The organism is Bifidobacterium sp. UTCIF-1 (assembly GCF_006408915.1).
GTDB classification, from domain to species: domain Bacteria; phylum Actinomycetota; class Actinomycetes; order Actinomycetales; family Bifidobacteriaceae; genus Bifidobacterium; species Bifidobacterium reuteri.
Genome location: NZ_JFAG01000002.1, coordinates 12,358 through 25,210 on the forward strand (window position 1 = coordinate 12,358; position 12,853 = coordinate 25,210).

At 61.7% G+C, this 12,853-nt stretch carries 10 protein-coding genes; 5 read left to right on the forward strand and 5 right to left on the reverse strand.

The genetic code is table 11. The annotated features are described in order from the left end of the window. Positions 1 to 32: 32 nt before the first annotated feature. The 4 genes from BW09_RS01010 to BW09_RS01025 all read left to right on the forward strand — a co-directional run bounded on the left by BW09_RS01010 (position 33) and on the right by BW09_RS01025 (position 3,796). Entirely contained in the window at positions 33 to 635 is a 603-nt protein-coding gene (locus tag BW09_RS01010) for a cupin domain-containing protein (RefSeq protein ID WP_044089072.1), read from the forward strand. Positions 636 to 944: 309 nt separating this feature from the next. Continuing rightward, the gene (locus tag BW09_RS01015) at positions 945 to 1,814 is read left to right on the forward strand and encodes an ABC transporter substrate-binding protein (RefSeq protein ID WP_044089073.1); all 870 of its coding nucleotides are present in this window, start codon (positions 945 to 947) and stop codon (positions 1,812 to 1,814) included. Between the two features lie 224 nt (positions 1,815 to 2,038). Then, the gene (locus BW09_RS01020; protein WP_044089074.1) at positions 2,039 to 2,935 is read left to right on the forward strand and encodes an amino acid ABC transporter permease; all 897 of its coding nucleotides are present in this window, start codon (positions 2,039 to 2,041) and stop codon (positions 2,933 to 2,935) included. A gap of 51 nt (positions 2,936 to 2,986) precedes the next feature. Further along, a complete protein-coding gene (locus BW09_RS01025) occupies positions 2,987 to 3,796 on the forward strand; it encodes an amino acid ABC transporter ATP-binding protein (protein ID WP_044089158.1) in 810 nt (269 codons plus the stop codon). A gap of 21 nt (positions 3,797 to 3,817) precedes the next feature. Here BW09_RS01025 and BW09_RS01030 read toward each other — a convergent pair whose 3' ends face one another. From BW09_RS01030 to nusA, 5 genes are all read right to left on the reverse strand, one after another. Further along, positions 3,818 to 5,062: a riboflavin kinase gene (locus tag BW09_RS01030; RefSeq protein ID WP_044089076.1), complete on the reverse strand. Its 1,245-nt coding sequence runs from the start codon at positions 5,060 to 5,062 to the stop codon at positions 3,818 to 3,820. 127 nt (positions 5,063 to 5,189) lie between these two features. Next, positions 5,190 to 6,500, reverse strand: a complete 1,311-nt coding sequence (locus tag BW09_RS01035; RefSeq protein WP_140463715.1) for a tRNA pseudouridine(55) synthase TruB — start codon at positions 6,498 to 6,500, stop codon at positions 5,190 to 5,192. A 7-nt stretch (positions 6,501 to 6,507) separates the two neighbouring features. Continuing rightward, positions 6,508 to 7,050: a 30S ribosome-binding factor RbfA gene (gene rbfA / locus BW09_RS01040; protein ID WP_044089078.1), complete on the reverse strand. Its 543-nt coding sequence runs from the start codon at positions 7,048 to 7,050 to the stop codon at positions 6,508 to 6,510. 188 nt (positions 7,051 to 7,238) lie between these two features. After that, positions 7,239 to 10,193, reverse strand: a complete 2,955-nt coding sequence (gene infB, locus BW09_RS01045) for a translation initiation factor IF-2 (protein ID WP_140464581.1) — start codon at positions 10,191 to 10,193, stop codon at positions 7,239 to 7,241. A 333-nt stretch (positions 10,194 to 10,526) separates the two neighbouring features. Next, positions 10,527 to 11,600 (reverse strand): transcription termination factor NusA, encoded by a 1,074-nt coding sequence (nusA, locus tag BW09_RS01050; protein WP_044089080.1) that lies wholly within the window; start codon positions 11,598 to 11,600, stop codon positions 10,527 to 10,529. 276 nt (positions 11,601 to 11,876) lie between these two features. Between nusA and BW09_RS01055 the strand changes: the two genes are divergently transcribed. Next, positions 11,877 to 12,626 (forward strand): hypothetical protein, encoded by a 750-nt coding sequence (locus BW09_RS01055; RefSeq protein ID WP_044089159.1) that lies wholly within the window; start codon positions 11,877 to 11,879, stop codon positions 12,624 to 12,626. Positions 12,627 to 12,853 lie beyond the last annotated feature (227 nt).

Genomic DNA, 12,853 nt, shown 5'->3' on the forward strand with positions numbered 1-12,853 from the left:
CAACGGTCGGACGAGTAAGGAGGAGAACAACCATGAGTGTCGCGATAGAGAACATGAGCGCATGGGCGCGGTCGATAGTCGACCGGCTTGGTCTCGAAGCACATCCTGAAGGTGGCTGGTATACGCGCGATTGGCAAAGCCCATGTGAGGACAGGGCCAGCGGACGGCCACTCGCCTCGCTTATCTATTTTCTGCTGCCCGAAGGCGACGCCAGCGCCTGGCACAAGGTGGATGCCGACGAGCTGTGGCTCTGGCACGGGCCAGCTCCGGTGACTCTGGAGCTTGGAGGCAGTGGAGAAGCACCCGCCGATGCGAATAGCGAGCGCACCCGCATCATATTGGGGTCGGGAATCACGCCACGGCACGACCAGTTCCACGACGGTGATGCCTACTACGGTGATGCCTACTACGGTGATGCCCGTGTCGATACACAGAGCAGCGCACAGGACAACACGCAGGAACCCCTGCGCGCAGTCGATTTCGAGGAGGCCGCGCACAGCGCCAGCAAACCGGTCATCGGCCATGCTGTGGTCCCAGCCGGCGTGTGGCAGCGCACACTGCCCGGCGAAGGAGATGCACTGGTCTCTTGCGTGGTCAGTCCAGGCTTCGTATTCGAGGGGTTCACCCTCGAATAGGAGGCGACATGGCAACAACCGTCGAAATCAGCGGCAATCGGCCGAGTTCACATTCGAATAGGTAAGGACGCGGTTCGCACACGAACCGCAAACGCACCGGATACATGTTGCGATAACCCGCCATAACCAACGCCGATATCCCAATATGACGGCAGCGGCAACACCGGCAATATGACTATCCTACAATTGGCGCACAGCGCCAAACAGGCGAATCAGGCGCGGGATGTCGGTCTCACGGTATCGCCATAGCGCGCCGAGTGCCACATCAATAATCATTATCCCAATAAGGCACAAGAGAGAGGAACCATCATGTTCAACAACACGAAGGGGCTTATCCGCGTCGCAGCTGCGACCGTCAGCGCCATGGCCCTAATCTTCACCGCCGCCTGCGGCTCCAGCTCCAACCAATCCACAGGCTCCGACACCGCGGATTCCAGCGATATCACCCAGCAGACCGTCACGCCCGGCAAACTCACCATCGCCACCGGCGAGCCCGCGTACGAGCCGTGGGTCATGAACGACAAGCCGGAATCCGGCGAAGGCTATGAGGCCGCCGTCGCTTACGACGTGGCCGAAAAGCTCGGCTTCAAGAAGAGCGACGTGGTGTGGGTCCGCACCACCTTCGACTCCGCCATCGCCCCGGGCGCCAAGGACTGGGATATGAACATCCAGCAGTTCGGCATCACGGACGCCCGCAAGAAGGCAGTCGACTTCTCCTCCAGCTACTACAACGACAGCCAGGCCGTCATCGTCAAGAAGGACGGAAAGTTCGCCAACGCCAAATCGCTGGCCGACCTCAAGGACGCGACCATCGGCGTGATGGTGGGCACCCTGGCTTACGACTACGTCAAGAAGTCCATCAAGGAGGACATCCAGACCTTCAACGATGATGCCGCTCTGGCCCAGGCGCTTGATGCAGGTCAGATCGACGCCCTGGTGACCAGCACTGTGGAGTGCGTGTACATGGTGCAGTCCGAACAGGTGAAGGACGCCACCGTTCTTGGCCGTATCGCCGGCTCCGAAGACAAGAACGGCATGGGCATTGTGCTGCCGAAGGATTCCAAACTCACCGCCGCCACCACCAAGGCCGTGGACGAGCTGAATTCGGATGGCACGTTGAAGCAGCTGCAGGACAAGTGGCTGGCCGAGTACACCACCGACCTGACCGAATTGAAGTGACAGCGGCCTGTCGCACATCGTTGATGGCGACTATCGCCATGATTGCACGGCTCTGATGCCACCGTTCCTCCTCATTGTGGAAGACCTCATTGTGGAAGACCTCATTGTGGAAGACCTCATTGTGGAAGACACGGTGATATCAGAGCCGTATCCATGGGTATGATGCACATCATCACCCGAATACGGCAACAATGGTTCTTCAGACAAGCAAACGAGGTTCAGCTATGACCGGATCATTCACCGCGCCGGAAGGCGATTACCGCAGCGCTCAGCCCGCAGCGCATGCCACCAGTCAAGTCGAGTTGGACCGTCGTCAATACCGGCTCCAGCAGCAGATCAAATCGGTGATCACCAGCCTGATCAGCACGGTGGTGTTCGTGGTGATCATCGTCGTCGGACTGAAGCTCTCCCCCGGCTGGCCTCGGGTCAAGGAGACATTCTTCTCCGGCGAGTATTTCGTCCAGTCATTTCCTGACGTGCTCAAAGGCCTGTGGCTGAATATCAAGGTTCTGCTCGTCGCGCTCGTCGGCGTGGCGATACTCAGCACCCTGATCGCGCTGGTTCGCACCAGTCGATCCCCCATCCTCTTCCCCGTCAGGATTCTGGCGCTGATCTATACGACCGTGATGCGTGGTGTGCCGATCATCGTGGTGCTGTATCTCATCGGCTTCGGCATCCCGGGTCTGGGTCTGTTCGGGCGCATCGACCCCTCGATTCTCGGCACCATCGCCGTGATCATGGGCTACAGCGCGTATGTCTCCGAGGTTCTGCGCGCCGGATTCAACGACGTGCATCCATCACAGCGCGCATCAGCCCGTTCACTGGGTCTGACTGCCGGGCAGACCACCCGATTGGTGGTCATTCCCCAGGCGTTGCGCAAAGTCGCGCCGGCGCTCATGAACGACTTCATCTCCATGCAGAAGGATGTCGGCCTGATTTCCGTGCTGGGTGCCGTGGATGCCGTGCGCGCCGCGCAGATCGATGTGGCCAGCACATACAATTTCACCCCATATGTAGTGGCCAGCCTGCTCTTCATCCTCCTGAGCGTACCGTTCATCCTGCTCAACGACTGGTACACGGCACGCCTGCGCAAGCGCGAGCTGAGCGCGGGCACAGTATGAGCATGAGCCGCCGACCGTGAGCATGAACCCGACACGAACATGAATATGACCATGAGTGAGGCACTGACGAAGAAGGAGACCACAGTGAACGACTCCCATGCACAGCAGACTTCCAACACCACCACCTCCAAACCGGTGCTGCGCTTGGACGATGTACGCAAATCCTTCGGTTCCACCCAAGTGCTGAAGGGCATCTCGTTCGATATCAACCCCCATGAGGTGGTCGCGCTCCTCGGCCCCTCCGGCTCAGGCAAGTCGACACTGATGAAATGCGTCAACCTGCTCGAACAAGTAGATGACGGGCAGATCTGGCTCGGTGACACCGACATCACCGACCCGCGCGCGAATCAGGACCAGATCCGCTCCCGTATCGGCGTGGTCTTCCAGCAATTCAACCTGTTCCCGCACATGTCGGTGTTGAAGAACGTGACGCTGGCTGCCATCAAAGTACACCACTGGGATAAGGACCGCGCGCGGACGCGGGCGCTTGAGCTGCTCGACCGCATCGGCATGCGCAACAAGGCGGACGCCTACCCCGATCAGCTTTCCGGTGGCCAGCAGCAGCGCGTAGCGATCGCTCGAGCGCTGATGACCGATCCCGAACTGCTGTTGCTGGACGAGATCACCTCGGCATTGGATCCGATGCTGGTCGGCGAAGTGCTTCACATGGTCGCAGAGCTGAAGTCGCAGGGGACCACGATTCTGATGGCGACCCACGAGATGAGTTTCGCGCATGAGGCGGCCGATCGCATCGTGCTGCTGCGCAATGGCGTCATCGCGGAAAACGGCACGCCACGCGAAGTCATGGACGAATCCACCAATCCGGAAACCCGCGAATTCTTCGCCCACTTCCGCCACTAGACGCTCACCAAGCGTCTGTCGTCACGCCGTCAGACGCTTGGTCTCCTCGACATTGCGCTTGAGCTCGTCGACCAGCGCGTCAGGACCGTCGAACTTGACCTGCGGACGCAGGAAACCGGTGAATTCCACACGTACCTTGTGCCCGTATAGTTCCAGCCAATCATCGGTGATGCAATAGGATTCCACCACACGTTCATGGAGTCCGGTCTTCTCGCTGAACGTGGGCTTGGTGCCGATGGAGATGGCGGCCGGCCAACGGAGCGGCTTACGCAATGCGGCATCGCAATCAGCCGACTCCTCCCGCCCGGCCGGCATGTTGGACTGCGACTCAGATTGCACCTCGCTGGACATGCTCCCCTGCCCGTCCTGTGCCGATGCGGGCCCTAGATCAACCAGCCAGCCGGCATATACGCCGTCCACAGGAATGTAGCCTTCGACATCCGTGCCGAGATTGGCGGTCGGGAATCCGATGGTGCGGCCGCGTTCTTCGCCATGCACCACCACACCTTCGATGCCATGAGGCTCCCCCAGAATGGCGTTGGCATCCTGGATGCGTCCATGAGCCAGCAAATAGCGCACATTCGTGGAGCTCCATGCGCGCATCGCCCTAGCCTGATGCTTCTTGCTCCAGGCGCGCCTCTCGGCTTTGGTGGCACCGGCCAAGGGATCGTGCGGCTCACCCCACTGTTCGGGCATTTCGGGCTTGAAATCGCGCGGAATACGCACCTCCCCGGGACCCCGATCATCCACTACATCAAGCTCGAAGACGCCGGTGGCTGCGGCGAGGTTCGCGATATGCGCGACATCGCCCTCCCTTCCTTTGCCCATGGCGGCATCCTGGCCGAGCACCAGCGTGCGCATGCCCAATTTGCCGGTCAGCCGACCGAGGAAGAAGATGTAGGACTTGGATGCGAACGCCAACGTATACCGCACCACCAGCACGTGATCGACACCAAGCTGCTCCATGCGGCGGAGACGTTCGTGCGCGCTGGTCAACGCCTCGGCATCGACATTCGCCGCCGTAGGCTCTGTGCCGTCATGCTTGGCGGCCCAACCATGCACAAACGCCGGACGTGGATTGAAGAGGATCACCACCGAGAACGCCCCATGTTGGCGCGCGAGCTCCACCGTACGGCGGATGACGGCCTGATGGCCACGATGCATGCCATCGAAAGCGCCTAACGTCACCACGGCTTTTCTGTCGTTGTCGAACGAGGGCCATTCGACTTCGCCGTGTTCATCGGGAGTCAAGTAGGTGATTTCCATATCCTAGGATTTCCTTTATCCACATTGGGTTGCATCAATGCGCAACCCGGAGATTCCTTTCGGTCACATAATGCCTGGCGACTCTGTATGAGAGGTGTCCAGAGGAATCACACCAGCCGTGACCACTTTACGCGAGGGGGAATACCGTGACCGGTTTGGCCTGATGCGCGTTCGCACGTTCGAGAATGGCCACCACATCGGCTGGCGCATCATCCGATACGTCATCCGGCGCGGGAGCGATGGCAGCGACCTGCGTATCCCGGGGAACCACCCGTTCGATACGCCTGCCGAATCGCAGCTCCGCAGCCTCTTCGGCTGTGATATCCACAGCGGGCATGGCGCCGCGAGTCGCCTGTTTCATGGTCAGTGCGCGACCCAGCACCCATGCGCGACGCTCCTCGCCGGCAAGCCCTGCCGGAGTGTCCAACACACATGTGTTGCGGGTGACGCGCTCCCCTTCGCGGTTGACGAATGTCTTGGCTTCCGTATGGGCGGTGATGGTATGCGCGGATGTCTGCTGCATGGCGTCGGCGGCAATGAGCCCGCTGGCATCATCCGGCAGCGCGAACCGCCCGACGCGAGTGCGCCGCAAGCGGGTCAGATAACCACCGACGCCCAGCGTCATGCCCAGATCACGAGCCAAGGCGCGTATGTAGGTTCCGGACGAGCAACTGATGCGGACATTCACGTCGAGAACCGGTATCAGACCGGTGCTCGCAACTGAAATAACAGTATCAACGCCTCGCGGATCCGACTCGCCATCGCCAGAGGTGACGGAATGGTCATTCAGAGAGGAACAAAAGGATTGGTCCGGACCCGCAGCCGAATCGAACGGGAACGATGCGATATCCTTCTCCAGCAACGGCTCGCCGGCGTTCTTCCCCGTCACGACGCCCGCGCGTACATCCAGCACGGAGAACTCGCTGACGGTGACCGGACGGGCTTTGAGTTCCACGTCCTTGCCTTCCCTGGCCAGATCGTAGGCGCGTTGGCCGTTGATCTTGATGGCGGAGAAAGTGTTGGGAACCTGTTCGATGTTCCCGGTGAAGTGCGAGGCGATGGTGTCGGCAAGCAGGTCATGCCAGAATGTTCCCGTCTGCCAGGACCCCTGTTCCCCATGACGCTTGGTGAGCTCCTTCCACCGGGAGTGTATCGACTCGTCCACATGCACCGCGCCTTCGGCGTCATCGGTGTCGGTGGTGAGGCCTAGCCGAATCGTGGCCTCATAGGTCTTGTCATGCGCCACGATGGCATTGAGCAATCGTGTGGCGTGGCCGAACGCGATGACCAATGCGCCGGTGGCCATCGGATCGAGCGTGCCGGCGTGCCCGACCTTTTTGATATGCAGCGCGCCGCGCACTGCAGCGACCGCGTCGAAACTGGTGACTCCTTGAGGTTTGTCGACGATGAGCAGTCCGCTTGGTTGAGCCTGTGCCATATGGGATTCAGGCTTTGTGATTCTCGTTATCGACATCGTCGCGGTTCTCGTCATCGACGGCATCGGCGTCGCCGGAATCGTCGGCGTCGTCATCGTCGAATTCGTCTTCGTCCGGCTCGTCGTCATGCTTGTAGGGGTCGGCGTCGCCGGCGTACTGGGCGTTGGCACGGGCCTTCGCAAGTTCTTCATCGCGCTTTCTGGCCAGCATCAGGATGTCTTCGATCTCGTGGGCCTCACCGGGCACCTCGTCGAACACGAACTGCAGCTGAGGGGTCAAGCGCAGTCCGGCCTTGCGCCCCACCAGCGTACGCAGGTGGCCCTTGGCCTGATCAAGGGCCTGCTGGGCGCGCTTGCGCTCACCGGATTCCTTGCCTTCGTGCCCGAGCTGCGTCCAGTAGATCTTCGCAATCTGCAGATCGTTGGTGACACGGACTTCGGTGATGGTGATATTGGACAGACGCTTGTCGTGCAGTTCGCGCTCGATGGAGGAGGCGACGACGCGCTGGATCAGCGCAGCGATACGTGCAGCACGGGGATTGGTTCCTGCCATTGGTATTTCCTTCTGTAGTTGTTGGCTGCTCGCCAAAAAGTATCATCGTAGACGACTGAGGGGGCTCATCGGCGAATGCCGTGGACCCCCTCAGTAATTTCCTGCAGTCGGCCCCGCAGTGCATCGTGGGGCCGGTGGGCGATGCCCCGATTCATTTCGATGGGAACCGGGGACATCGACTTCGTGGACTACTTGCGCTCGACCTCTCGCATTTCGAAGGTCTCGATGATGTCGCCGATCTCGATGTCGTTGAAGGAACCGAGGTTGATACCGGCCTCGTAGCCTTCCTTGACGGACTGGACGTCGTCCTTGAAACGACGCAGCGAGGAGATCTCGAGATCGTTGACCGTGGCGACGCCGTTGCGCAGAATACGGCACTTCGTACCGCGCTTGACTTCGCCGTCCTGCACCATGACGCCGGCGATGTTGCCGAACTTGGAGGAGCGGAAGATCTCGCGGATTTCGGAGTGGGAGGTGACGACCTCTTCGTATTCCGGCTTGAGCATGCCCTTCAACGCGGCCTCGATATCCTCGATGGCCTTGTAGATGACCGAGTAGTACTTGATCTCCACGCCCTCGCGTTCGGCGAGGTCAGCGACCTGACGGTTCGGACGCACGTTGAAGCCGATGATGACGGCCTTGTCGACCGTGGCCAGATTGACATCGTTCTGCGTGATGGCACCGACACCGCGGTGGATGACCTGGATGCCGACCTCGTCGGAGACCTCGATCTTCATCAGGGAGTCCTCGAGCGCCTCGACGGAGCCGGAGGAATCGCCCTTGATGACGATGTTGAGCATATCGATCTCGGACTCGGCGAACTTCTTCTTGAAGTCCTCGAGGGAGACGACCTTGCGGCGCTTGGCCAGCTGGGCGGCACGCTCGGTGGCCTGACGCTTCTCGGCAATCTGGCGGGCCGCGCGATCGTCGGCGGCCACGAGGAACAGGTCGCCTGCGGTAGGCACGGAGGTCAGACCCAGCACCTGGACAGGAGTGGACGGACCGGCTTCCTTCATCGCCTGGCCGTTCTCGTCAAGCATGGCGCGGACGCGGCCGTATGATGTTCCGGCGACAATGGCGTCGCCGACATGCAGGGTGCCCTGCTGCACCAGCACGGTGGCCACGGCACCACGACCCTTGTCGAGTCGGGCTTCGATGGTGGCGCCACGGGCATCCATATTCGGATTGGCCCTCAGGTCGAGCTCGGCGTCCGCGGTCAGCAGCACCGCTTCGAGGAGCTTGTCCACGTTGATGTTCTGCTTGGCGGAGATGTCGACGAACATCGTGTCGCCACCGTATTCCTCAGCGACCAGACCGTACTCGGTGAGCTGGCCACGGACCTTCTCCGGGTTGGCACCGGGGACATCGATCTTGTTGACGGCCACGACGATCGGCACCTTGGCGGCCTGGGCGTGGTTGATGGCCTCGACGGTCTGGGGCATGACACCATCATCGGCGGCCACCACAAGGATGGCGACGTCGGTGAGCTCGGCACCGCGGGCACGCATGGCGGTGAACGCCTCATGGCCAGGGGTATCGAGGAAGGTGATCTTGCGCTTCTCACCTTCCAGCGTGACGGTGACCTGGTATGCACCGATGCGCTGGGTGATGCCGCCGGCCTCACGTGCGATGACGTTGGTCTTGCGGATGGTGTCGAGCAGTCGGGTCTTACCGTGATCGACATGGCCCATAACGGTGACGACCGGAGGACGGGGCTTCAGATCCTCGTCGTCCTGCAGCTCTTCCTCATCAAGGTTGATGTCGAACTGCTGCAGCAGTTCCTTGTCTTCCTCTTCGGCGGAGACGAGCTGGATGTTCCAGCCGATCTCCTCACCCAGGATCTGGAAGGTCTCCTCATCCAGGGACTGCGTGGCCGTAGCCATCTGTCCCAGGTGGAAGAGCACGGTGACCAGTGCGGCCTGGTTGACGTTGATCTTCTCTGCCAGATCCGCCAAAGATGCGCCCTGACGCAGGCGGATGACCTGACCGTTGCCGTTCGGAATGCGCACGCCGCCGATAGTCGGTGCTTTCAGCTCCTCATATTCGTGACGCTTCGCCAAACGGTTCTTACGCGCCTTCGAAGACTTGCCGCCCTGACGTCCGAATGCGCCTGCGGCACCGCCGCGGCCACCACGACCGCCGCGTGCGGGACCGTTACTCGGTGCGCCGCCGCCCTGGAAGTTGTTGCCGGCACCGGCACCACCGCGGAATCCACCGCGTGCACCGGACTGTGCAGCGCCCTGGGTGCCGCCGCCCTGACCCGGACGGTTGTGTCCCCACTGGCCGGGACGAGCGCCGCCCTGGCCCGGACGACCGCCCCGGAACCCACGACCTTGTCCCTGTCCCTGACCTGGACGGCCGGGACGACCGTTGCGTCCGCCTTCAGCGGTCGGACGGGCCATCGGATGAGGCCTTGGGATATCGTTCGGCGTCGGCGCATGCATGCCCTGCTTGCGGGAGAACGGGTTGTTCCCCGGACGCGGACCCTGCGCGTGCGGGCGCGGGATGGCGTTGGATGCATTCCCGCCATTGTTGTTGCCATTGGCGCTGCCATGCGGAGCCGGACGGGCGGAAGCGTTGCGATTGTTCTGACGCTGCCCGTTGTTCTGATGCTGCCCCGGCTGACCGCCGTTCGGACGCCCCTGTCCCGGGCGTGCCGGACGGCCTCCCTCACGGTTCTCATGCTGGCCGCCATGACGTGCCGGAGACGGTGCCGCCGGACGAGCACCCCCCTGCAGACGTGCAGGACGAGCACCCGGCGTGGCCTGCACACGCTGGTTATGCGAAGAGGACTGCCCCTGTTGACCCGGCTGGCCAGGCTGAGCAGGCTGTGCGTGATGCGACGGCGTGGCACCCGCGTTCTGTGCGTTCTGCGCATTCTTTGCGCCACGTGCGGCAGCTGACGGGTTCATATTCGGTGCGACCGGCTTATGCGGCATTGCGGCCGACGGCTTGGCTCCGCCCCTGTCGCCGCCCTTGTCCGAGTCCTTGGCGAATGCCGCCTTGAGACGACGAGCCACCGGCGGCTCGATGGTGGAAGATGCGGACTTGACGAATTCTCCCATATCCTTGAGCTTCTCAAGGACGGTCTTGCTGTCGACGTTCAAGTCCTTGGCCAATTCATATACGCGTGGTTTCCCCACTAATTACTCCTATTCTGTGACCACGCGTGCAAGAGCGTGGTCAGTTGGTGATGACGGCAAGCCTACCCTGTCTCATCGTTCGACCATGTTCGTGTTACCTCGCTTTTGTGCGGGCGATTTTACGCACACTGCGACTACCCACATACGCCACACCAGCATACTCATAGCGCTGGATAGTATGGAAAAGCCGCGAGCCGCACCATTGACGGTACGGCTCGCGGCTTCTTCACTGTCCGGAATGCGGTGAACCGGGACACGCTCGATACGCGAATCAATACAGGGAATCACGCAGTCGCAAATCGCGCTTACCTCGATTACTGCGTATTCCTGGCGTCACCGGGCGTCGTCAGCCGGCGCGGCAGCCTGAGCGGCCTCCTGAGCCGCCTTCTGCGCCGCCACCTTCTTGGCATGGGCCTCAGCGGATTCGATGCCGATCTTCCAGCCGGTCAGCTTGGCGGCAAGACGCGCGTTCTGGCCTTCCTTGCCGATGGCCAGAGACAGCTGATCATCGTGGATGTAGGCGATGGCCGTCTTGTTCTTCTCGCTGATCACCTGCACACCGGTGGCCACAGCCGGGGAGAGCGCCGCTGCAACGAACTTCGCCGGATCGTCGGAGTAATCCACGATGTCGATCTTCTCCGGGCCGAGGTTCTCCATCACCGCACGCACACGGGAGCCGCCGGGTCCGATCAACGCGCCCTTCGGGTTGACGCCGTCGGTGTTGGCCTTGACGGCGATCTTCGTGCGGGCGCCGGCCTCACGCGCGATGGCCATAATGGACACGGCGCCGGACACCAGCTCCGGCACCTCGCGCTCGAACAACTTGCGCACCAGCTCCGGGTGGGAGCGGGACACCACGATCTCCGGGCCGCGGATGCCGCGCGCCACGTTGACCACATACACGCGGATACGCTCGCCATGCCGGTAACGTTCCCCCGGCACCTGCTCGCGGCGAGGCAGCAGCGCCTCGACATCGCCCATGGCCACATGCACATTGGAGGAATCGGAGGCATCCTGCTGGACGATGCCGGTAATCAGCTTGCCCTTCTGACCGGAGAAGGCACCAAAGATCTTCTCGTCCTCGGCCTTGCGGAACAGCTGCGTGATGACCTGACGGGCCGTGGCGGCAGCGAGTCGACCGAAATCATGCGGGGTGTCGTCATATTCCTCGCCCAGCTTCGGCGCGGGATGCGGATCATCCTCGGTGGGCTCCACCGGGATCTCGTCGGCGGCCCATACCGTGAAGCTGCCGGAACGCTCGTCCAATTCGACGCGCGCATGCTTGGCCGCGTGCGGGGTCTTGAGGTAGGCGAGGCGAAGCGCTTCAGCCAGCGCCTCATCAAGAGTCTCCGGTTCGATTCCTTGCTCGGCTGCGAGCTTGTGCATTCCTGTCAGGTCCAGTTCCATCGATCCGTACCTCCTATGAAGTTATGTGGCGCATGGCCTTTGATTGGTCACAGTTTGCTATTAGTCTAGTTTTCCATGCAGACACGCTCGCCAATGACTGAGTTTCGTCCTCCTAGCACCGGCAATGGCGTGCACTCCCCTATCAGCCGACATCCTCATGGCAATCATGGTCCGGCCTCGCGATTGTTCGCCGCCGTCTGTGCCACGGCGTTGCTGTGCTCGCTGACCGCCTGCTCGATGCCACGGCTGGAGGGACGGGCCGAGGCCGAACGCACAATGAGCCCGTGCGAGCAGGCGCTTGTCACATCGACGGCCGCCGACGCGCTTCCTGACGGCACACCGCAATTGCGGTATTACATGACATTGCGCTCGGTACCGCTGGCCTGGATCGATGTGGCGGCCCAGTGCTCGGATCGATTCGCCGAAGGAACATTGCGCAATGCCCAGACCAAGCAGGCCTTGGCGACGTTAGCCGGGAAATTCGGCCAGTCGGCTCCCGAGGTAACCGCCGCCCGATTGGACGGCGTCACATCCCTGGATATCCAGACCTCAGCGTTGGACGCTATGGCCGTGGCCGAGGACCGTGCGGGATTCGCCATGGAGGTACTGGCAGCGCAAGGCAAAACCGCAGGGGCGACTTTGCGGCTCGGCGACATGCACAAGACGGCGTCGCAGCAATTGGTGTCGTTGGCCGAGAAGGGTGCGTCATCGACTTCATCAACCTCATCAGCCTCATCGACGTCAAGTACAGGCCAATCGCATGCCGACCCCAGACAGAAGGTGTATGCGGTCGATGCGTTGCTGGCGAATCCCGTGACCATTCCAGATAAGGCCAGCGGACTGACCGTCCCCACTGCAGCGGCCATCGAAATGGATTGCGCCCGCACCGAAATCGCAGCGGTTGCGGACACCGAATCGAAGCCGGATGCCGATACGCTAATGATCCTGTCCGCCTTGGCGGCCAAGCACGCCTACACCGCCATGCAGCTCGGCTACCCCGCCACCGACGCCGCGCTGTTCGAGTAAGGTGCATGAATCGGGCAGAACTGAGCAACTCCCTCGACCTTTACCCTGTACGGGTTATTGCGAGGCCACACACCACTGTGATCGTGCATCACGGCATGAGGTTGCCCGCCGCACGGTAGAGGTCCAACCAGTCCTGCCGGCTGAGCGCGATATCCGCGCCTTCGCAGATCCGTTCGAGCCGCTCCGGGTTCATCGTGCCTGCCACGACCTGGATGTTCGCCGGATGC

Excerpts from the sequence above, each read along its gene's own strand:
- BW09_RS01010 (WP_044089072.1), top strand. The coding sequence starts at position 33 with ATGAGTGTCGCGATAGAGAACATGAGCGCATGGGCGCGGTCGATAGTC.
- BW09_RS01015 (WP_044089073.1), top strand. The coding sequence starts at position 945 with ATGTTCAACAACACGAAGGGGCTTATCCGCGTCGCAGCTGCGACCGTC.
- BW09_RS01020 (WP_044089074.1), top strand. The coding sequence starts at position 2,039 with ATGACCGGATCATTCACCGCGCCGGAAGGCGATTACCGCAGCGCTCAG.
- BW09_RS01025 (WP_044089158.1), top strand. The coding sequence starts at position 2,987 with ATGAGTGAGGCACTGACGAAGAAGGAGACCACAGTGAACGACTCCCAT.
- BW09_RS01030 (WP_044089076.1), bottom strand. The coding sequence starts at position 5,062 with ATGGAAATCACCTACTTGACTCCCGATGAACACGGCGAAGTCGAATGG.
- BW09_RS01035 (WP_140463715.1), bottom strand. The coding sequence starts at position 6,500 with ATGGCACAGGCTCAACCAAGCGGACTGCTCATCGTCGACAAACCTCAA.
- rbfA (WP_044089078.1), bottom strand. The coding sequence starts at position 7,050 with ATGGCAGGAACCAATCCCCGTGCTGCACGTATCGCTGCGCTGATCCAG.
- nusA (WP_044089080.1), bottom strand. The coding sequence starts at position 11,600 with ATGGAACTGGACCTGACAGGAATGCACAAGCTCGCAGCCGAGCAAGGA.
- BW09_RS01055 (WP_044089159.1), top strand. The coding sequence starts at position 11,877 with ATGAGCCCGTGCGAGCAGGCGCTTGTCACATCGACGGCCGCCGACGCG.